We start from the raw sequence: 20,478 nt of genomic DNA, 5'->3' as shown, positions 1-20,478 counted from the left end.
GGTTCTTTAAACAGTAATAGAAACACTCTAGGAAGACACCAGGAGTTTATTAACACGATTCACAAAATCAGCAGGATTATCCAATTGACCTCCTTCAGCCAAAACTGCCTGTTCAAACAGCATGGTAACCCATAACTCAAATTGTGCATCATCATGAATATCATACAGACGCTTAATTAATGCATGATCCGGATTAATTTCAAAAATAGGCTTGCTAACTGGGATCTGTTGGCCTGCAGCTTGCAAAATTCTTTGCATTTCGAGCCCCATATCTTGCTCGTCTGCAACAATGCACGCAGGAGAGTCTGTTAAGCGATTGGTAAGTAATACATCTTTCACTCGGTCATTTAGGACTGATTTAATATGCTTAATCACAGGCTCCAAAGTTTTTTCTTGCTCCTTAATTTGCTCTGTTGATTCATCTCCTAACTCAATCTTCCCTTTTGAAATGGATTGCAGTTTTTTGTCTGCAAATTCATTCATATAGCCAACCAACCACTCGTCAACTTTATCGCTGAGCAACAATACTTCTATCCCTTTTTTCTTGAATATTTCCAAATGAGGACTATTTTTAGCAGCATTGTAGCTAGAGGCAGTAATATAATAAATTTTATCCTGCCCTTCTTTCATGCGACTTAAGTACTCATCAAGCGATACATCTTGTTTCTCGCTACCGCTTGCCGTAGTAGAAAAACGAAGCAATTTGGCAATGGATTCTTTATTAGTAAAATCCTCAATAGGACCTTCCTTCAATACAAGACCAAATTCGTTCCAGAATTTTTGATAAGTCTCCTTATCGTTAGAAGCCATTTTCTCAAGCATCGATAAAACACGTTTAGTGCATGCTGAACGAATGGATTCTACTTGCTTATTATCTTGCAAAATTTCACGAGAAATATTAAGCGGCAAGTCACTGGCATCAACTATGCCTTTTACAAATCTCAAATATCGAGGTAAAAATTGAGTGGCTTCATCCATAATAAACACTCGCTTAACATAAAGCTTAAGTCCGTGTTTTGCTTCATGTTGCCATAAATCAAATGGCGCATGAGCCGGAATATAAAGTAGGGTAATATACTCATGTTTTCCTTCCACATGATTGTGAGACCAGGTTAATGGATCCATATGATCATGAGAAATATGCTTATATAGTTGTTTATATTCTTCCTCACTAATTTCAGACTTCTGTAAAGTCCATAGTGCCGTAGCCTTATTTACTGTTTCAAACTCTTTTGATTCTTTGCCTTCCTCTGTATGCTTTTTCATCACAATTGGCCAGCAAATGTGATCAGAATACTTACTAATAATACCGCGTATACGCCAATCACTTAAAAACTCATCATCTTCGGGTTTTAGATGTAAAGTAATTTCAGTACCACGACTTGATTTTTTTTCATATCCAATAGTAAACTCGCCATCACCGTTCGATTCCCATACAATTCCTTCCTCAGGCTTTAATCCAGACCGACGACTTTTAACTGTTACTTTATCTGCTACTATAAATGCAGAATAAAAACCTACTCCAAATTGTCCAATTAACTGGGAATCTTTAGCTTGTTCCCCTGTTAATTGACTAATGAATTCTTTTGTTCCAGATTTAGCAATTGTTCCCAAATTTTCTACCGCTTCATCCCAACTTAAACCTATTCCATTATCACTAATTGTGATCGTTTTAAGTTTTTCATTAACCTGAACACTAATTTTCAAATCAGAATCATTTTCAAATAAAGAACCATTTGATAACGCTAAAAATCGTAATTTATCCAATGCATCGGAAGCATTAGAAATTAGCTCTCTAAGAAAAATCTCCTTATTGCTATATAGCGAATGCACAACCAAATGAAGCATTTGCTTTACTTCTGTTTGAAATCCCATAGTTTGTTGCTTGCTGACCATTAAACGATCTCCCCTGAGTAGCATGTTCATAATAATTACTTTCTCATATAGGGTTGGATTATTTAATTTCAAGGGGGATAACTCTAATTAAATAGTTGGGCTTATGAAATACCCATAACCATCGACCAGTTGATCATGAGCTTTTTTTACAGGTATTAAATACGCTTGTTAAAGTGCTGCCGCAGAGTTTCCTTTGAGTCTATGCACAGATTGGCAATCTGTTATTAATAGAGTATCAGTTTGCTCTACTGTTGGTGACCCACTTACCATCTTGATCTAATTATGCAGAGTCAGGAATAACACTAAAAATCAAAACCAGCCATTGTTAACGTTCCGCCAGAATGTATAATCAATATCTTACCTTGTAACGGGGTTCTTTCTATGCATCTCCTTGCTTCATAGAATAATTTCGCAGAATATATTGGATCAGCTAAAATCCCTTCTTCAGAAGCCAACCGCCTGACTTCCTTTTTAATAGTTTGATTCATAGTTCCAAATGATTTGGCTGTTGTCGGGTAAAAACAACGATAATTATCTGGATTGAAGCAATTCCATCGCTCCAGTTTTTCTTTAAAAAGGATTTGGTTATCTGCTAATAACAAAACATGAACTAATCCCCTATGCCTTAATTCATTCAATCCTTTGATTAGTGCGATTGCTGAAAAGCCAGTGCCAGCATCAATAAACACATGATCAAATGTAAAACCTAAAGCTGCTTCATTTCGCACAATATCCTTTGCCAAAGACATGGCACCTTCCATAGATTCGATAACGCTTGAGCCTTCATATAATACATAACCAGGTTCTTTAAGCTGATTAAGATATTGCTCAGCGAATTCATTAACTTTATGCCATTCCTCGCGGTTTACCCAAACAATTTCCTGCTCATGAAGGAACAAAAGACTTAATTTAAAATTACCTTGGATTTTGAAATGTTTTGGTTTGATTAAAAACACAGTGATCTGTAATTGAAGTTCTCTTGCAATTTGCAGCGCAGCCAACAAATTATTAGATTGCGGGCCTGCAATAATAATTAAATGACGAATACCACTCTCTTTTATAAATGGGATTAAACTGGCATATTTTCTTATTTTTGAACCACTTATGCCACAACCTAGCTCATCGTCTCTTTTGGCGTAGCACTCTACCCCTTGATTAGGGAAGTGGTTAAGTTTATGCACGCGGCTGGATAAATTCCACATCTAATGATTTTAAAAAAGCTGTTAATGAATTCGAACAAAATTCAAATGATTTTGATTAGAAGTGTCTTCATCAAAGTAATAGCCAGACTCTGAAAATGCCTTGATTTGTTCAATGGAGTCCACTTTATTTTGCATTATATACTTTGCCATCATACCTCTGGCTTTTTTAGCAAGGATACCAATCATCTTCAATTCATTATTTTTTTGTTCATAGAAATTAATAGTAATAATAGGATAATTCAGCGTTTTCCCATCTACTGCTTTAAAATACTCAGTTGATGCCAGGTTAATCAGTATAGGATTATTCTGATGTGCCAGTATCAACTTTAAAGTATTAGTGATTGTTTTACTCCAAAAAGCATAGAGATTCTTGCCTGCTGGATTTTCCAAATTCACCCCCATCTCCAATCTATAAGGTTGAATTCTATCCAGAGGTCTTAGAAAGCCATACAAACCTGATAAAATTCCCAAATGAGATTGAGCATACATAATATCCTCTGAAGTCCAGGTAGTAGCCTTCAATCCTTGGTATACATCACCCTGAAACAAGAACAATGCCGGATAAGAACGGTCCGGAAGATTATTTTGAAGATCAAAATCTTGATATCTGTCATAGTTCAATTGAGCAAGTTCATTTGATAAATCCATTAGCTCACCGATTTGCTCTGCGGATTTTGATTTCATTATTTTAACCAATTGAAAAGTCTTATCGATTAATAAAGGATCACTGGTTTCATTTGAGTAATGCTTTGAAATAGTTAATAATTTTTTAGCTGGCGATAACAAAATTAACATAAATATACCCACACTAATTAGACTTAATATTTTTCTTCCTGCCCTTGCCCATACCCACACGAGGATTGTGCATGAAAATTGTAATACTGTCGCTGGTCTTAAGCACATCGCCTTTCGCATTAAGAACTTGAACAGCAATAGTATGAGATCCTCTATAGATACCATTCAATTGAAAAAGTAAATTGGGCTGTGGATCTCCTAAAGGAGAACCATCAAAAATAATTTGTAAATTATCCCCTTGCGACAAATCAGGTTCAATTTGGACTGCGACAACAACATAGCCTTGATTATTACGAATTGTTGCTTCGTTCTGAGGTTGAATAATTTCAAGCTTGGTGTATTTGTCCTCATCCTCTTTCTGCTTCACATTGTCTTGCTGAGGAGCACCACCTGCGTCATCTGCAGGTGGTGTATACGTTTGGGCCTCAGGAATTTTTACTTTTTCAGCACCTTCATGAGGCTTATCGCTAAAATGAACAACACCCTGGCTATCGGTCCATTTGTAAATTTGCGCATTGGAAATACAAATTGCCATCATCAAAAAGACAAATAACACCAGTTTATTCATAAGGATAGGTCCTTATAGGCTATAATATAACTCAAATTCAAAAGGATGAGTCAAACTTCTGATTTTAGTAATTTCCTCTTCCTTCATTCGAATGTAGTTATTAATGAAGTCTCTGCTGAATACATCTCCTTGCAGCAAGAAATCATGATCTGCTCGTAAATGATCCATCGCCATTTCCAATGAAGAGCAAACGGTAGGTACATCAACCAGTTCCTCTGGTGGCAGATCATAAAGATCTTTATCCATCGGTTGACCAGGATGAATTTTCTTTTGGATACCGTCTATTCCTGCCATCATCATCGCAGAAAAAGCAAGATATGGGTTGGCTGTTGGGTCAGGGAAACGCACTTCTATGCGACGTGCCTTGGGATTACTAACATGAGGAATACGAATAGCAGCAGAGCGATTTCTGGCTGAGTAAGCCAGTAATACTGGTGCTTCAAATCCTGGCACTAATCTCTTATAACTATTGGTAGATGGATTGGTAAAGGCATTCAAAGCCCTGGCGTGTTTAATAATACCACCAATGTAATACAAAGCAGTTTCAGAAAGTCCTGAGTACTGGTCACCAGAAAACAAATTGTAACCATCTTTGTAAAGAGACTGGTGACAATGCATTCCACTACCATTATCACCTACCAGGGGTTTCGGCATAAATGTGGCGGTTTTTCCATAATTATGGGCAACATTATGTATCACATACTTTAGAATCTGCAGTTCATCTGCTTTTTTCGTTAAAGTATTGAAACGAGTAGCAACCTCACATTGGTTCGCTGTAGCCACCTCATGATGGTGTGCTTCAACCACCATTCCCAAGGACTCGAGGGTGATACAAATCGCTGAACGAATATCATGAGATGAGTCCACAGGCGGAACAGGAAAATAACCACCCTTCAATGGAGGTCTATGGCCGATATTCCCGCCCTCCATTTCTTTACCAGAGTTCCAGTGTGCTTCATCTGAATCTATTTTATAAAAGGAACCACTGATAGTTGTTTCCCATTGCACGTTATCAAAAAGAAAAAATTCAGGTTCTGGTCCAAAATTCACACCATCCGCAATTCCGGTAGATTGTAAGTAATTTTCTGCGCGTTGAGCGATTGAACGAGGACATCTGTCGTACCCCATCATTGTTTGGGGATCAACCACGTTACATCGTATAAATAGAGTATTGTCCTGAAAAAATGGGTCGAGCATAACGGAAGTTAAATCGGGTACTAAGGCCAAATCTGACTGATGAATTTTCTGCCAGCCTTTAAAAGATGATCCATCGATCATTTTACCATTTTCAAGAAAATCATCATCAACAGCTGAAACAGGTATTGTGATATGTTGCTCTTTTCCACGAATATCAGTAAATCTTAAATCTACAAATTTAGCATCGTATTCTTTAATTGCATCAAGTACCGCATTTTTAGTCATCTTTTGTCTCCAGGATAGTCCGCATATAGTTTACCTTAAGTGACTTATTAAACCCAATAGATTACACTATATAGTTTTAACTTTAACAAAAATAATATGGGCGCGTACCAATATCAAGCGCTAAAAGTAAATGGCAATGTAAGTAAAGGAGTCATTGAAGCTGACTCAGAGCGTCATGCTCGCCAATTATTGCGTGAACAAGGATTAATTCCTACACAAATACAAACCTTAACCCAGCAGCGTGCTGCCAATACAAAAGGTAAAATCTCTGCGGCTGATTTGGCTTTACTTACCAGACAATTAGCAACCCTTCTTGCTGCAGGTATCCCCGTTGAAGAATCATTACGTGGTGTCAGTGAACAAACAGAAAAAGACAAAGTAAGAGAACTAATCATTGGCGTTCGCTCTAAAGTCCTGGAAGGGTATGGCTTAGCACAAGCAATGGCCCAGTACCCCAATGCTTTCCCGGAACTTTACCGCGCCACAGTGGGGTCAGGAGAACAAACAGGGCGCCTTGATGTCGTTTTGGAAAAATTAGCTGATTATACTGAAAAGCAACAACAAACTCGCCAGAAAGTCCAACAAGCCTTAATTTATCCATTACTCATGATCATTGTGTCCACTGCGATCATCAGTTTTTTACTTACTTTTGTTGTTCCTAAAATTATTGATGTGTTTACTGAAAGTGGGCAAACTCTCCCAGCTATGACCCAATTGCTTATTAACTTCAGTCAGTTTATCAAATCTTATGGTTTATATACGTTATTAACTCTGATTCTTGCACTAATCGCGTTTAAAAAGAGTCTGAACAATATAAAAATCAAAACGGCATGGCACAAATTGATACTTAAGCTCCCTATTGTTTCCTATCTGGTTAAAACAATTAATGTTGCCAGATACATCCACACCTTTGGAATCTTATTTGCTGCAGGAGTCAGCGTACTTGAAACCATGCGAGTTTCTGCAAGCCTGGTAACCAATGTTGTCATGAAACAATCATTTGATACAGCTACCCTTCGAGTAAGAGAAGGCAGTGGGATCAATGAAGCGCTTAAAGAAACAAAATTTATTAGCCCCATGGCTATACATTTGATAGCAAGTGGAGAGAAAAGTGGTCAGCTTTCAGATATGATGGAGCGAGCTGCTACTCATTTAGACAATGAAGTCAATCGATTAATTGAAACGTCTTTAACCCTTTTAGAGCCTCTGGTTATTCTTTTAATGGGCGCCGTTGTTTTATTTATTGTTCTTGCTACCTTGTTGCCTATTTTTTCAATGGAACAATTGGTTACTTAATCTGTCAAAGAACCAGTCTCAACTATAACTATTTTTAGATAGACCAGAGTGGGTCCGAGCATAACGAAACCCAACTTTCATTTAAATCCCAAGTCTATTCATGAGACACAATATTTGTGTTATAATTTGACATTTAGTTTTAAGAGGTACACAAATGAATCGACAAAAAGGCTTTTCTTTGATCGAAATTATGGTTGTTGTCGTCATATTAGGCATACTCGCATCGATAGTTGTCCCTAAAATCATGGGACGTCCAGACGAGGCACGTAAAGTAAAAGCCAAGCAAGATGTCTTAGCTATTCAAAACGCACTTGATTTATACAGACTTGATAATGGCACTTACCCTACAACCGATCAAGGTCTCTTGGCCCTGGTAGAAAAACCAACAAGCAATCCTGCCCCAACGAATTGGAAACAATATCTTAAATCATTGCCCAAAGACCCATGGGGAAGAGAATATCTTTATTTAAACCCAGGACAACATACTGATGTCGATGTATTTACATATGGAGCGGCGGGACAACCAGGCGGAACAGGGATTAATGCGGAGATTGGTAACTGGGATGACCACTCATAGGGGTTTTACCTTAATAGAAATTCTTATTGTCATAGTGATTATAGGCATAACTCTCGGGTTTGCCTTAATCGCATTTGGTGATTTTGGAGAAAGCAGACGTATACAATTTTCTGCTGAACAATTGGCGAATACTCTTAGCCTGGCTCAGCAACAAGCTATTTTAGAAACTAGCACTCTTGGGTTGAGAATAAACAATACCAGCTATCAAATTCTGAAATTTCAAGACAAGACAGGATGGAACCCTATATCAAATAAAGGAATTTTTAAGGTTCATTATTTCCCTAAAAACACTGTCATTCATCTTAAAACCAGCTACAAACCTGTTCAGGGAACACCAGCAATCCTTATCACTTCTTCTGGAGATATGACTCCTTTTACTTTAGAATTCGGAACTGATAAGGAAAAGTGGATGGCTAGACTGACAGGCAGTCACGACGGCAATTTGAATTTTACGACGGCAAAATCTCAATGACGCCAAAACATAAATTACCTAAATTACTATCTGGATTTACTCTGATAGAAGTCTTATTGGCTCTTACAGTCATTGCAATTGCTTTAACAGCGCTTTTAAAAGCAACAGCCCAAAACACAGACAATACACATAGAATCAAAGAAAAAACAATCAGCCATTGGGTAGCAATGCAAGGTATCGCAATGATCCAGTTAAATCTGTTACAAACTACCCAAAGCCAGGAATCAACACAAGCAACCACCATGCTAGGCCAAAAGTGGTACTGGAGAGCAAAAATCAGCTCAACCCCTATAAAACGTATGCAACAGATAACCATTTCAGTCAGTCCAAAACAAGCAGGTCCTTTTCGAGAAGAATTAATAGCATTCAGGTATTTACCATGATAAAAAGTCGACCTCTTTCAAAAATCGCTGCAACGAATCGCGTGTTGAGGCACACCAACGCGCAGAACCACGGTGTACAGGTAGTACATGAAGATTCGAGTACAACTTCAATTCAACAACTGTCCAATGCAGTGGAGCTTCGAAAAAGGTCTAGTAAAGGATTTACTCTAATAGAAATACTGATTGCCCTTACCGTTTTTGCCATATTAGCTACCATTACTTCTTCGACCCTATACTACGCATTCAATACACGAACCCGAGTTAACCTTCAGGCCGAACGCTTAAATGCTCTACAGCTAGCTATAAGCATCATTCAACAAGATACTTCTCAAACAGTAGAACGTGCTATACGAGGTAATGAAATGAGGTTATTCCCCGTATTTGTTGGCCAACCTCAATATCTTGAATTAACAAGGGATGGAGTTGTAAACCCAAACAGTGCCGAAAAACGAAGTACACTAAAACGAATTGCTCTTGTTTGCCAGGATGAAAAATTGCTACGCCGTACATGGAGTACTTTAGATCCTATAGACAGAAATAAGTATGAGGATAAAGTCCTTCTGGATAATTTATCGGACTGTCATTTCAACTATTTAAATCAAACCCTGCAGCTTCTCGCCGAATGGCGTGAACAAGCAATCACTCAAAATCAACGTCGAGAACCTCTACCTAAAGCTATCCAAATGAATCTTACACTCAAAGATTGGGGTGAGTTGAATATGCTTTTTATCATACCAGGAGCTCTCTATGTTTTTGACTAAGCTCTTTTCAAAATTTGCTGCGAAGCAAAAAGTACAAGGAAGCGCCCTTCTCACTGCTCTATTTATTATGACATTAGTTGCCATAGTAGCTACGGCTATGAGCACACGATTGCAATTGGATATTTACAGAACAAGATTAGTCATCACTCAAGATAAATTGTATCTTGCTTCACAAGCCGTCACTTTTTGGGCTCTTAATGAATTGATTAATAAAAATAATCGTTTTACCAAAATCAATAAGCTAAATATGGTTGCACAATACCCTAAAAATATGGAAAGGATTTACAATCAAGTACAATTAAGTGGAGGGCTTTATGATTTACAAGCTGGATTTAATCTTAATAATTTGATTGAAAAAAAATCAATCCCTACTTTTATGCATCTTATTAACCAGGTATATTCAAAAGCAACAGGTCAAGAGCGAGCTAATATAGCCTTAGGAGTAAAACATTGGCTACTTACTTATGCTCCAGGGCGTGGAGAAGACATATACACATCCTACTATCTCTCGCAAAAACCTCCTTATTATCCCAGCCATCAACTTATAAAAAGTAAATCCGAATTCCGATTAGTAAAGGATGTTTCTGCACCTGTCTATCTTTCCCTTGAGCCTTTTATCACCGCTTTGCCTGAATCGACAAGTATTAATATTAATACTGCACCAAAACAAGTATTAATGTCATTAGGCGATGGCCTTAGTGGCGCTCAGGTCAATGAATTAATCACAGCCAGAAAAGATAGTGGTATTACTGACCTTAAAGAAATTAATGAATTATTAAAAAAACTAAATATACCCACTGATCAAATTACCCTTGAAAGTCAATATTACCTCAGTGTTGCTTATGCAAAGAGCGATGAGTTCAACTTGGTTGTTTATTCATTACTAAAACGCAGTCGGGATAGGAAAGGCAAATTATCGGTAAGTGTTATCAGAGAAAGTATTAACAGTTTTTAATGTATAGAATTGGTAACAAACTTTGAAAGTCATTGAAATTCCGCCCCTTTAAGGTATCGACTCGGTTTTCACTTCTATAATCAGAGCAGCGACCCTCAGGGAATGGATAAGTAATAATTTCCATATCTACAGCACAAACAGTTATAATTCTTCTTCCTCAATCTTCTTCATAATTTTCTTTACTTTCCAATGACCCCATTTCTTTAATCATTTTCTCTGCTTCTATCTTTTCTGAGTCAGTCAACTTGGCTTCCAAGGTTTTAAGCTGCTTGGCTGCCTCTTCATTTTTATTGTCAGCAGCAATTTTCAGCCATGCATACGCCTTAACTAAACTCTTATTGACTCCCAGACCTGCCAAATACATATAACCTAACTTCGCTTGTCCAACCGGGTTTCCTTGTTTTGCAGATTTTCCAAACCAATAGGCGGCTTGTTGATAATCTTTGTCAGTTCCAGTGCCTGTTAATAACAATTGTCCCAATTGCGCTTGTGCTTCGGGTTGCCCTTTTTCAGCAGCAGATTGATACCAATAGGCTGCTTTAGCTGGATCAGAATCCACCCCATATCCTTTCAGATAATAATAGGCCAAGTAGGTTTGAGCATTAACATGGCCATGATTAGCTGCTTGAGAGAACCAATAAAAAGCAGCCTTATCGTCTGCTGCAATTCCCCCTTCCTGCCCTGTATATAATAAACCTAGACTATACTCACCTTTTTCATCCCCCTGTTCTGCCGCTTTTTGATACCATTCGAAGGCCTTATTCACATCTTTTGGAGTTCCTTTACCCATCATATACTGATACCCCAGATTCACCTGTGCTTTGCTATAACCTTGCTCCGCTGCCTTTTTAAACCAGATAAATGCATTATCATCACTAGCGGGAATACCATCGCCTGTGGCATACATTAATCCAATATTTCTTTGTGCGATCGGGTTGCCTTGTTCCGCTGCCTTCATATACCATTTGAATGCTTCGGAGAAATCCTGGGGCACCCCTTTCCCTGTGTCATAAATAAACCCCAGGCTTAACTGAGCTAATGCATTATTTTTATCCGCCGCTTTTTGATACCAGTTTCTGGCTTCTTCATAATTGGTCGTTACACCATACCCATACTGGTACATTCGCCCTAATAGATACATGGCTTCTTCATTACCATCTTTAGCCGCCTCCATTAAGTGTGGATAGGCTGTGGTATAGTCACCGTTTTCAAAGGCAGCAAAACCTACTAACTCATCAGCAAAAATACTACTACTGATTACCAATAACAGAGCCAAAACAAAACTTCGCATACCTGCTCCATTCCGATCTCCTATTATTTTAAGAGTAGAATAAAGAAACAACAAAGCAAGTTATTGATCAAATTACTTGAAAGTCAATATTAACTCAGTGTTGCTTATGCAAAAAGCGATGAGTTCAATTTGGTTGTTTACTCATTACCAAAAGGCAAACGAGATAGTAAAGCAAGTTATCAGCGAGTGTTATTAGAGAAAATTTTAACAGCTTTTCATATACAAAATTGGCGATGAATTTTGAGATTGATTGAAAATCCTCTTCATTACGCTCTCGGCTCGCTTTTTCACTACTACAATCTGAACCAAGACCGTAAGGAAGCGGATAGACAACAATCTCCGGCATAATTTAATAATCCATTAAATTAGACTCAAAAAAAAACATGAATCCTTTTAAAACAGTAAAATCAATAAATAAGCAATTATTAAATTTTTTTTACTGATCATATTCTCTTAATAAATACGTAATATTTTCTTAATAATGATCAACTATAATAAAAAATATACAGAAACATCTGGAGAGGATCATGACAAAAGTAGCTGTGACATATAGTCCTGAAGTTGGTGGGAGTAGTGTTATTTCCTTGAAAGAATCATTTACGCATGTTGGTTCTGAAGTTATTGACGGCGACTATAGAAAAATGATGGAAGACATACCTAAAGAAGAATTCGATAAGTTGTATTCCACAGAAGAAGGCCGACAAATATTATTTGCACACGCCAAAGCAAAAGCAATGGAGCTACTTAAAGACGTTGATGTGTTAGCATTATCAGGTAACAGTGCCATGATTGATCCTGAGCTTTTTAACCAAACAAGGGATCCTGACCAAAAATATGATCTTTCGCGGACAATTGCCGAACTGGCATTGGTACACGTAGCAACAGAAAAAGGTATGCCTATTTTCGGTGTTTGTGGCGGCCATCAAGTCATCGCAGTTTATGGCGGTGGAGAAATATCAGACTTAGACTCTGACAAATTAGATAAACAACGATTCATGAATTATGACTCAATAAAATTAAATAAAGATTCAATGATCGCTCAAATTATTGGTGGACCAAAAGTTCGTAAGGAATTAGAAGAAGTCAGAGAAAAATTTGATAATAAAATGGATGAATTTAATGAATTATCGGAAAAAATAGTAGCATTAGAAAAATTAAATATATTAAAAAAAGAAGATAGGTTAGGAGACTTAGATAAGTTAGATACATTAGATGAAAAAGAAATACAAGAATTATTAGATCTAACAGGATTAAAAGTTAAAGAAGATCTATCAGGTATAAAAGAATTTGCCGGAGAATTAGATAATCTAGAACAATTAAAGGAAGAATTGGGGCAAGTAGGTCAAGAATTAAATGAATTAAAGAGAGGATTAGAGGATGGTCCTACAACCACTCATTATGAGGGAGAGTTTTTTGGCGCACACAACCAGGTCGTTTCCAAACTAGGTTCTGGATTTAAACAAACAGGAACTGCAAGTGATGATGAATCTATTGAAGCGGCAGAATCAGAATTTGGTGTTCCAATTATAACCACACAATTCCATCCAGAAGTTGGCGCTAAGGGATTACCCAATGCCAAATTCTTTTATAAAAGAACAGAAGCAGAACAAGAGATGAATCTGGATATATTCAGATATCTAGATAAAGCGGGTGATGCTTATAGTAAAAAGAAAACTGTGATGGATGAATTAAGCCAATTCAAACCTAAAGAAACGGTTGAGGAAAAAGGTGTTGATGTGACACCAAATATTAAGCCATCTGATATTCTAAAAGCAAGAAAGGAACAACAAAAACCAGAAGAACCTGTTGGTGAAAAACAATCTTCTTCAAAACAGGAAAAATCTTCGTTCCTAGGAAATATGTTCTCAGCGATAGGTTCATTTTTTAAAGGCATAGGTTCTGCTATAAGCTCGGCTTTTAATGCTGCAGTAGAAACTGTGAGAGAAGCTGTTGGTAAATTTTTAAGGGATAGAGTATCCAATAAGCTTACCAGTGACAAAGTTTCAAGCCTAAAGAAAAAAGAGAAAGAATTATCAAGTTCTGAGGATTTAGGTGTGAAAAAGGATGAGGTTGTTATCCCAAGTAGCTCATTCTCTACTGTCTTACACGATATCAAAGCGAAAGCACCTTCTGAAATATTGCGGGAAACTCCTGCTAAATTATGGACGAAACAAGATGATGATCTTGACAAGACTGTAGTCAAGGAAACTGGGGTTGATAAAACAGATAAGGTGGATCTAACAACCACTGCACCAGTTCAAGAAGAAGGCTCGCAGCTTGATGAAGGTCAAACATCTCGCATGGGTATGGGTAGTAAGTAGTAAATAACAATCTAACCGTTGCCGATAGGGATATGGCACATGAAATTCCCGGTTTAAAATGTTACTTTAATCCGGGAATTTTATTAGTAAATAGTATAATTATAAAGCTTCGAATACAGCAGCAGCTCCCATACCTGTACCAATACACATAGTAACCATACCATAGCGACCCTTTGTTCTTTTTAAGCCATGTAACAAAGTAGCTGTTCTTATAGTACCAGTTGCCCCTAAAGGATGACCTAAAGCAATGGCGCCTCCAACCGGGTTGACTTTCTCTCTCGGTAAATCGAGATCTTTAATAACAGCCAAAGCTTGCGCTGCAAACGCTTCATTCAGTTCAATCCAGTCTAATTGGTCCAGTGAAATTCCAGCACGTTTTAATGCAACAGGAATTGCTTTTACTGGCCCGATCCCCATAATCTCAGGAGGAACTCCGGCTACAGCAAAACTCATTAAGCGTCCTAATGGTTTTAAATTATACTGTTTTAAGGCTTTTTCGCTGGCTAGCAAAGCTATTCCAGCACCATCGCTCATCTGTGAACTATTTCCCGCAGTAACAGTACCTTTTAAAGCAAACACAGGTTTCAATCGAGAAATGGCTTCATACGAAGTATCTGCTCTGGGTCCTTCGTCTTTGCTTATTAATTTTTTCTTTACTTCGACTCTGGAAGTTGTCAGATCGGCATGCCTTACAGATATTTCCAAAGGACTTATTTCCGCATTGAAATCCAATCGTTCTTGTGCAGCGATTGCTTTCTTATGGCTTTCTATAGCAAATTCATCCTGTTGCTCACGGGTAATTTCCCATCGTTTTGCTACATTTTCTGCGGTAATGCCCATGCCATAAGCTATGGCAACGTGTTCATCATTAAACATCGCTGGATTGGCAGTATACTTATTTCCACCCATGGGTACCATAGACATACTTTCTACGCCACCTCCCAACGCTAAATGGGCATCATGATTGCGAATAACATCTGCTGCAGTAAAGATGCTTTGTACGCCTGAAGAACAAAATCGATTAATTGTCATTGCCGGAACAGATTGTGGTAAATCAGCCAATAATGAGGCAATCCTTGCCACATTCATACCTTGCTCCGCTTCCGGCATTGCACAGCCTATTACTACATCGCCTATTTCTTGCCAATCAAGTGTTTGATGTCTATGCATTAAACATTTGATAGTATGTGCTAATAAATCATCTGGTAATGTATTCTTAAAAACACCTCTTGGTGCCTTACCTACCGGTGTTCGTAACACGTCAACAACATATACGTCAGTCATCACTATTCTCCTTGCTTAATTGCGCAGTGGCTTACCAGTCTCTAATAGATGACTAATTCTGGCCTGAGTTAATGGTGTATTTGCAAGTTTTACAAAGGCCTCTCTCTCTAGTTTTAACATCCACTGTTCATCAACCATTGTTCCATGATTAACATCACCACCACAAAGAACATTTGCTAATTCACAAGCTAGAAAGTAATCATGTTGAGATATAAATCCACCTTCCAGCCAATTCACTAAAGCGGACTGCAACCGCGCTTGTCCTTCAATACCTGCCACTTTAAATTGCTGTATTTTTAAAGGAGGAAGATAATTCGCAGCCTGCATGGCGATAATTTTAGCCAGAGAAGCATATAAAACCTCATCGGCATGCATCATTACAGCATCATTTGGGCGCAGATAACCCATGTTCTTGGCTTCCGACGCACTTCCGGCTACTTTTGCAGTGGCTATTTGTTGAAAAACGGGGGATATAAACGTTAACAAATCCGCTTGTTGGGCTTGCTGGGCAGCACGCATTGCCATTTCTTTACAACCACCTCCGGCAGGAATAACTCCTACTCCAGCCTCAACCAACCCAGGATAAGACTCAAAAGCAGCGACAACCGAGTCACAGTGCATCATTAATTCACAACCACCTCCTAGCGCACGTCCTCTCAATGCTGCTACGGTAGGAATGGAACTATATTTTAAACGCATTGCAACATGTTGAAACTGCTCTATCATACGCTCAAGAGCCTGAATCGTTCCATCTGATAATAATTTGGAAACACCCCGTAAATCTGCTCCTGAGCTAAAATTAGAAGGATCTTGTTGGTAAATAATCAATCCTTGACAACTTTTCTCGGCAATATCCAAAGCAGCTTCCAAACCATCGAGAACGGACTGACCAATAGTATTCGCTTTGCTTTTAAAATTTACGACAGCCACATCCTCTCTCAAGTGCCACAAACAAACACCCTCATTTTCATACATAACGTGCAGAGGATAATGCGACTCTTTTAAAACTCTGTCATGAAACAACTGCTTGTGATAAACAGGCAAATGGCTTCTGGCTTGATAGCTGTTTTGATGTGGTGAATAAGCACCTTCTCGAGTATAAAACTCTTTTATTTCGTATAACCAATCAGGTAATTTTGCATTGCTTAATGCCGTATTGTCATGTATTGACTGTTCAATTTGCTGAGTAACCCGATGTAATTCAGAAAGTTGCCATGTTTCAAAAGGTCCTTGCGACCATCCAAATCCCCAACGAATGGCCAAATCAACATCCCTTACGTTTTCAGCGATATCCTTTACATGATATGCACAGTAATGGAACAAGTCTCTGAAACAGGCCGCCAAAAATTGGGCTTGCTTATTAGTGGACGTCATTAGGCTTTTCATTCTTGCTTCAGGATCTATAATGCGCATTATATCCTGCAGCTCATTACTGACCTTTGCTGCAGCAGGTCTGTATTGACCTGTTTTGATATCATAGACTTCAATTACTTTACCGATTTTTCGATAAATTCCTTGCCCCGATTTTTGGCCTAGATGGCCGTCTTTTATTAAAGTATTTATCCAATCTGGTAAAGTAAACAATTTATGCCATGGATCATCAGACAGCTGCGACCGCATGGTATTGATAACATGTTGCATTGTGTCCAAACCAACAACATCCATAGTTCGGAAAGTCGCAGATTTTGGTCTGCCTAATAAAGGCCCTGTCAATGCATCGACCTCATCAATACCCATATTCATAGCCAAGGTATGATGTAGCGTAGTTAATAATGAAAAGACTCCTATTCGGTTCGCAATAAAATTAGGTGTGTCTTTAGCTCTTACAACTCCCTTGCCCAAACAGCTGGTTAACCAGGTTTCCAAATGATCCAGCAACTGGGTTGATGTGGTTTTAGCTGGAATCAATTCTGCCAAATGCATATAGCGAGGTGGATTAAAAAAATGAATTCCGCAAAAATTTTGTCTATGTTGAGCAGGCAAAACATCAGATAAAGCATTAATGCTTAGTCCTGATGTATTGCTTACCAAAATTGATTTGTCTGACAAATAGGGAGATATTCGCTTGTATAATTCTTCTTTCCAATCCAGGCGCTCGGCTATCGCTTCTATTACTAAATCGCAAGAAGCCAAATCATCCAAATTCTCCTCATAATTCCTTGCCTGGAGCAGTTCAGCCGTTTGAGGTGTAGCAAGGGGAGTTGGCTTTAATTTTCCTAAGTTAGCAATTGCTTTGTCAATTAAACTATTTTTAGACCCTTCTTTATTAGCTAAATCGAATAGTAAGGTTTCTATTCCAGCATTAATACAGTGTGCTGCAATTTGAGCACCCATAACGCCAGCCCCTAAAACTGCAACTTTTTTAATGAAAAAAGGCTCCTGCATTATTTTTTCCTCTTGTTGGTTACATACCCAAAAAACGCCCAAACACTATGTTTTACCGGATTGAAATTTATATGTCCGCTCCCTGACGGTCGCGACTCAGATAACAGTTTAAACCGAGCCGCGACCGTCAGGGAGCGGATGCCAAGTTATTCTTTTTATATTTAAGATAAATTAAAGCGAATTCCTTGGGCCAATGGCAACTCATCTCCCCAGTTAATCGTATTGGTTTGACGTCTCATATAAGCTTTCCAGCAATCAGATCCTGACTCTCGTCCGCCACCTGTTTCTTTTTCGCCACCAAATGCCCCTCCTATTTCAGCGCCTGAAGTACCGATATTGATATTAGCAATACCGCAATCGCTTCCAGAAGCACTTAAAAAGAGTTCAGCGTTTTTTAAATTTTGGGTGAATAAAGCAGATGAAAGCCCCTGTGGTACTCCATTATGTAAAGCTATTGCCTCATCCAAAGTACGATAGGACATGACATAAAGAATGGGTGCGAAAGTTTCTTCCTGCACAATATCCCAATCATTTTTTACATCACAAACCAAGGTAGGCTGAACGAACGATCCAGCTTGTTTGAGCGCTTCGCCACCATAAACAATTTGGCCACCTGCTTCCTTTATTCTACTGATCGCTTTTTTAAACTGTTCTACGGCATGATAATCAATCAAAGGTCCCATTAAATTTTGAGTATCCAGGGGATCACCAATAGTTATTTGTTCATAAGCATGTCTCAATCTTTCAATAACATCCTGGTATTTTGATTCATGAACAAATAAACGCCGCGTAGTAGTACAACGCTGGCCTGCAGTACCAACTGCACCAAACACTATGGCAGGAATAGCCAAATGAAGATCAGCTGACTCATCAAGAATAATGGCGTTATTACCACCCAATTCCAGAATACTTTTGCCAAGTCTAGCAGCAACTCTTGTTGCGACTTGCTTGCCCACTGCCGTTGAACCAGTAAAGGATATTAAAGATATACGCTTATCATCGACCATGGCCTCAACCACATCATGTGAGTTGGGAATGATTAAACTGAATATTTCAGGGCAACTATTTTGTTTCAAAACCTGATTGCAAATATGTTGCACTGCCACAGCACAAAGAGGTGTCTTTGCCGATGGTTTCCATATGGTCACATTGCCACAAATAGCAGACAGAAAAGCATTCCAGGCCCAGACTGCAACAGGAAAATTAAATGCAGAAATCACGCCAACAATTCCGTAAGGATGCCATTGCTCATACATTCTATGGTTAGGCCGTTCAGAATGCATGGAATTACCATACAACATCCTTGATTGGCCTACAGCAAAGTCAGCGATATCAATCATTTCTTGAACTTCACCATCCCCTTCCTGCTTTGATTTGCCCATTTCCAGTGATACCAAGCTTCCGAGACTGTCTTTATGCTCTCTAAGTGCCTGACCGATTTGCCTGATGATTTCACCTCTCTTTGGTGCAGGCACCTTTTTCCAAGCTTGTGCTGCTTGTTCCGCTCTCTGCATAACTTGTTCATAATCCTTCATGGTACAAGTTGCTATGGCAGCAAGTTTATCCCCATTGCCAGGATTAAAAGATTCCAAAGTATGGTCATGGCTGTCACTATGCCAACCATGCCCACTAAAAGCCCCTGGGTTTACTGATTTAATATTTAAACGATGCAATAAGTCCATGAGATACTCCTAGGCATAATATTGGCCAAAGCGATTTTCCAATACATGAGACAATTTAAAGTTTTCCTGTAAAACAAGTCCACTATATTCATTCCCTTGCCCCAACACTAAATCAACAACAGCACAAACACCTGATGCTGTACTGACTTGAATAGCAGACCACTCGAGCCCTCGAATGACCTCCGGGTAAATTTTCTTAACGTAACTTTTTTCCGTTAATTCACCCTGTTTGATACCCTCGACTGTCACATACACTATCACAATATCCTGATATGTTTTTGGAATCGCGTTTTCTAGTATCCTTTTTAACGTCGCGCGATCCTCGTTTAAACGTAGATCGTTCATTAGAAAACGCATTTTTTTGCAATGTCCAGGATAGCGCATCGTCTTGTAATTCATAGACTGTATTTTTCCAGCATACAGTTCAGCCAGACTACCCAAACCGCCTGAAGTATTAAATGCTTCGTATTCACAACCGTCAATTTGAATTGATTCCAGACCTTCAAGTGGTGCCATGACCACATCCTTTCCAGCCTCTATTCCATAACAAGGATTCCCATACTCATTAATAACCCCATCGGTTGACCAGGTTAGTGAATAATGAAGGGCATTATTAGCGCGTTGAGGTAGTGCCCCAACTCTTAATCTGGCATGATGACATTTATCAAATTCCTGCATCAAGCTATTTGCTGCAATACTGATAAAACCAGGTGCTAATCCACATTGAGGAACAAAAGCTGTCTCAGCATTTTGGGCAATGACTTTCACTGCTTCTGTCACAGAGGTATCTTCCGTCAAATCAAAATAATGAGCTTTAGCAGCTTTGGCAGCTCTGGCTACATGAGTATTTAAGAAATAAGGAAGACTAGAAATCACTGCAATAATATTATGCTTTTCCAAGTAGGCTTGAGTGGATTGTTCATCTTTTACATCCAATGCAACCGTTTTAATTTCAGGCAAAGCAGTTAATAATCTTGTTACATCAGAGCCATTAAACTCCACATCAGCTAAATGAACCTGATAAGACCCACTATCGGCCAGAAGACAAGCAATTAAGCTACCAATTTTTCCGGCACCAGTAATCATTACGTTGTACATACAATCCTTCTCCTTTGTAAAACCTGCTAATCCTACACAAAATATCAGAGATTAGATAGACCTAAAATGAGATCAATACAGCAATTCCTG

18 protein-coding genes are annotated in these 20,478 nt (G+C 38.5%); 7 read left to right on the top strand and 11 right to left on the bottom strand.

The genetic code is table 11. From position 1 onward, the window contains the following. Positions 1 to 27: 27 nt before the first annotated feature. The 5 genes from htpG to glnA all read right to left on the bottom strand — a co-directional run bounded on the left by htpG (position 28) and on the right by glnA (position 5,883). Positions 28 to 1,896: a molecular chaperone HtpG gene (htpG, locus tag ACZ5EK_RS07115; RefSeq protein WP_464432206.1), complete on the bottom strand. Its 1,869-nt coding sequence runs from the start codon at positions 1,894 to 1,896 to the stop codon at positions 28 to 30. Positions 1,897 to 2,198: 302 nt separating this feature from the next. After that, positions 2,199 to 3,098: a pyridoxal-phosphate dependent enzyme gene (locus ACZ5EK_RS07110; RefSeq protein WP_464432203.1), complete on the bottom strand. Its 900-nt coding sequence runs from the start codon at positions 3,096 to 3,098 to the stop codon at positions 2,199 to 2,201. A 21-nt stretch (positions 3,099 to 3,119) separates the two neighbouring features. Further along, on the bottom strand, positions 3,120 to 3,893 hold the full coding sequence (yaaA, locus tag ACZ5EK_RS07105; RefSeq protein WP_464432201.1) for a peroxide stress protein YaaA: 774 nt from the start codon (positions 3,891 to 3,893) through the stop codon (positions 3,120 to 3,122). 13 nt (positions 3,894 to 3,906) lie between these two features. Then, positions 3,907 to 4,461: a DUF4124 domain-containing protein gene (locus ACZ5EK_RS07100; protein ID WP_464432199.1), complete on the bottom strand. Its 555-nt coding sequence runs from the start codon at positions 4,459 to 4,461 to the stop codon at positions 3,907 to 3,909. Between the two features lie 12 nt (positions 4,462 to 4,473). After that, the gene (gene glnA, locus ACZ5EK_RS07095; RefSeq protein WP_464432197.1) at positions 4,474 to 5,883 is read right to left on the bottom strand and encodes a type I glutamate--ammonia ligase; all 1,410 of its coding nucleotides are present in this window, start codon (positions 5,881 to 5,883) and stop codon (positions 4,474 to 4,476) included. A 96-nt stretch (positions 5,884 to 5,979) separates the two neighbouring features. Here glnA and lspF point away from each other — a divergent pair, with 96 nt between their 5' ends. From lspF to lspK, 6 genes are all read left to right on the top strand, one after another. Beyond that, the gene (lspF, locus tag ACZ5EK_RS07090; protein WP_464432195.1) at positions 5,980 to 7,179 is read left to right on the top strand and encodes a GspF family T2SS innner membrane protein variant LspF; all 1,200 of its coding nucleotides are present in this window, start codon (positions 5,980 to 5,982) and stop codon (positions 7,177 to 7,179) included. 154 nt (positions 7,180 to 7,333) lie between these two features. Further along, positions 7,334 to 7,756, top strand: a complete 423-nt coding sequence (gene lspG, locus ACZ5EK_RS07085) for a GspG family T2SS major pseudopilin variant LspG (RefSeq protein WP_464432193.1) — start codon at positions 7,334 to 7,336, stop codon at positions 7,754 to 7,756. Beyond that, a complete protein-coding gene (lspH, locus tag ACZ5EK_RS07080; RefSeq protein WP_464432191.1) occupies positions 7,743 to 8,228 on the top strand; it encodes a GspH family T2SS minor pseudopilin variant LspH in 486 nt (161 codons plus the stop codon). Before lspG ends, lspH begins: the two co-directional genes overlap by 14 nt. Continuing rightward, the gene (lspI, locus tag ACZ5EK_RS07075) at positions 8,225 to 8,611 is read left to right on the top strand and encodes a GspI family T2SS minor pseudopilin variant LspI (protein WP_464432189.1); all 387 of its coding nucleotides are present in this window, start codon (positions 8,225 to 8,227) and stop codon (positions 8,609 to 8,611) included. The genes lspH and lspI overlap by 4 nt, the downstream gene beginning before the upstream one ends. Continuing rightward, the gene (gspJ, locus tag ACZ5EK_RS07070) at positions 8,608 to 9,372 is read left to right on the top strand and encodes a type II secretion system minor pseudopilin GspJ (protein WP_464432188.1); all 765 of its coding nucleotides are present in this window, start codon (positions 8,608 to 8,610) and stop codon (positions 9,370 to 9,372) included. Before lspI ends, gspJ begins: the two co-directional genes overlap by 4 nt. Further along, complete coding sequence (gene lspK, locus ACZ5EK_RS07065; protein ID WP_464432187.1) at positions 9,359 to 10,327, top strand: GspK family T2SS minor pseudopilin variant LspK; 969 nt, start codon at positions 9,359 to 9,361, stop codon at positions 10,325 to 10,327. The genes gspJ and lspK overlap by 14 nt, the downstream gene beginning before the upstream one ends. 157 nt (positions 10,328 to 10,484) lie before the next feature. Here lspK and ACZ5EK_RS07060 read toward each other — a convergent pair whose 3' ends face one another. Both ACZ5EK_RS07060 and ACZ5EK_RS07055 read right to left on the bottom strand, forming a co-directional pair. After that, the gene (locus ACZ5EK_RS07060; protein WP_464432185.1) at positions 10,485 to 11,618 is read right to left on the bottom strand and encodes a tetratricopeptide repeat protein; all 1,134 of its coding nucleotides are present in this window, start codon (positions 11,616 to 11,618) and stop codon (positions 10,485 to 10,487) included. Between the two features lie 124 nt (positions 11,619 to 11,742). Beyond that, entirely contained in the window at positions 11,743 to 11,964 is a 222-nt protein-coding gene (locus ACZ5EK_RS07055) for a hypothetical protein (protein ID WP_464432183.1), read from the bottom strand. Between the two features lie 181 nt (positions 11,965 to 12,145). Here ACZ5EK_RS07055 and ACZ5EK_RS07050 point away from each other — a divergent pair, with 181 nt between their 5' ends. Further along, positions 12,146 to 13,939: a gamma-glutamyl-gamma-aminobutyrate hydrolase family protein gene (locus tag ACZ5EK_RS07050; RefSeq protein ID WP_464432182.1), complete on the top strand. Its 1,794-nt coding sequence runs from the start codon at positions 12,146 to 12,148 to the stop codon at positions 13,937 to 13,939. A gap of 99 nt (positions 13,940 to 14,038) precedes the next feature. Here ACZ5EK_RS07050 and ACZ5EK_RS07045 read toward each other — a convergent pair whose 3' ends face one another. The 4 genes from ACZ5EK_RS07045 to ACZ5EK_RS07030 all read right to left on the bottom strand — a co-directional run bounded on the left by ACZ5EK_RS07045 (position 14,039) and on the right by ACZ5EK_RS07030 (position 20,388). After that, positions 14,039 to 15,223, bottom strand: coding sequence for an acetyl-CoA C-acyltransferase (locus ACZ5EK_RS07045; RefSeq protein WP_464432181.1), 1,185 nt, complete (start codon positions 15,221 to 15,223; stop codon positions 14,039 to 14,041). Between the two features lie 15 nt (positions 15,224 to 15,238). Next, a complete protein-coding gene (locus tag ACZ5EK_RS07040; protein ID WP_464432180.1) occupies positions 15,239 to 17,608 on the bottom strand; it encodes a 3-hydroxyacyl-CoA dehydrogenase NAD-binding domain-containing protein in 2,370 nt (789 codons plus the stop codon). Positions 17,609 to 17,769: 161 nt separating this feature from the next. Further along, complete coding sequence (gene amaB / locus ACZ5EK_RS07035; protein ID WP_464432179.1) at positions 17,770 to 19,290, bottom strand: L-piperidine-6-carboxylate dehydrogenase; 1,521 nt, start codon at positions 19,288 to 19,290, stop codon at positions 17,770 to 17,772. A gap of 9 nt (positions 19,291 to 19,299) precedes the next feature. Further along, positions 19,300 to 20,388: a saccharopine dehydrogenase family protein gene (locus ACZ5EK_RS07030; RefSeq protein ID WP_464432177.1), complete on the bottom strand. Its 1,089-nt coding sequence runs from the start codon at positions 20,386 to 20,388 to the stop codon at positions 19,300 to 19,302. Between the last annotated feature and the right edge of the window lie 90 nt (positions 20,389 to 20,478).

The organism is Legionella sp. JM-2024 (genome assembly GCF_055389095.1).
The sequence above is the reverse complement of the archived record's forward strand: the minus strand, read 5'-3'. Positions and strand labels throughout refer to the sequence as shown.

Excerpts from the sequence above, each read along its gene's own strand:
- htpG (WP_464432206.1), bottom strand. The coding sequence starts at position 1,896 with ATGGTCAGCAAGCAACAAACTATGGGATTTCAAACAGAAGTAAAGCAA.
- gspJ (WP_464432188.1), top strand. The coding sequence starts at position 8,608 with ATGATAAAAAGTCGACCTCTTTCAAAAATCGCTGCAACGAATCGCGTG.
- ACZ5EK_RS07055 (WP_464432183.1), bottom strand. The coding sequence starts at position 11,964 with ATGCCGGAGATTGTTGTCTATCCGCTTCCTTACGGTCTTGGTTCAGAT.
- lspG (WP_464432193.1), top strand. The coding sequence starts at position 7,334 with ATGAATCGACAAAAAGGCTTTTCTTTGATCGAAATTATGGTTGTTGTC.
- ACZ5EK_RS07040 (WP_464432180.1), bottom strand. The coding sequence starts at position 17,608 with ATGCAGGAGCCTTTTTTCATTAAAAAAGTTGCAGTTTTAGGGGCTGGC.
- amaB (WP_464432179.1), bottom strand. The coding sequence starts at position 19,290 with ATGGACTTATTGCATCGTTTAAATATTAAATCAGTAAACCCAGGGGCT.
- ACZ5EK_RS07050 (WP_464432182.1), top strand. The coding sequence starts at position 12,146 with ATGACAAAAGTAGCTGTGACATATAGTCCTGAAGTTGGTGGGAGTAGT.
- lspI (WP_464432189.1), top strand. The coding sequence starts at position 8,225 with ATGACGCCAAAACATAAATTACCTAAATTACTATCTGGATTTACTCTG.
- glnA (WP_464432197.1), bottom strand. The coding sequence starts at position 5,883 with ATGACTAAAAATGCGGTACTTGATGCAATTAAAGAATACGATGCTAAA.
- ACZ5EK_RS07110 (WP_464432203.1), bottom strand. The coding sequence starts at position 3,098 with ATGTGGAATTTATCCAGCCGCGTGCATAAACTTAACCACTTCCCTAAT.
- ACZ5EK_RS07100 (WP_464432199.1), bottom strand. The coding sequence starts at position 4,461 with ATGAATAAACTGGTGTTATTTGTCTTTTTGATGATGGCAATTTGTATT.
- lspK (WP_464432187.1), top strand. The coding sequence starts at position 9,359 with ATGTTTTTGACTAAGCTCTTTTCAAAATTTGCTGCGAAGCAAAAAGTA.
- ACZ5EK_RS07045 (WP_464432181.1), bottom strand. The coding sequence starts at position 15,223 with ATGACTGACGTATATGTTGTTGACGTGTTACGAACACCGGTAGGTAAG.
- yaaA (WP_464432201.1), bottom strand. The coding sequence starts at position 3,893 with ATGTTAATTTTGTTATCGCCAGCTAAAAAATTATTAACTATTTCAAAG.
- ACZ5EK_RS07060 (WP_464432185.1), bottom strand. The coding sequence starts at position 11,618 with ATGCGAAGTTTTGTTTTGGCTCTGTTATTGGTAATCAGTAGTAGTATT.
- ACZ5EK_RS07030 (WP_464432177.1), bottom strand. The coding sequence starts at position 20,388 with ATGTACAACGTAATGATTACTGGTGCCGGAAAAATTGGTAGCTTAATT.
- lspH (WP_464432191.1), top strand. The coding sequence starts at position 7,743 with ATGACCACTCATAGGGGTTTTACCTTAATAGAAATTCTTATTGTCATA.
- lspF (WP_464432195.1), top strand. The coding sequence starts at position 5,980 with ATGGGCGCGTACCAATATCAAGCGCTAAAAGTAAATGGCAATGTAAGT.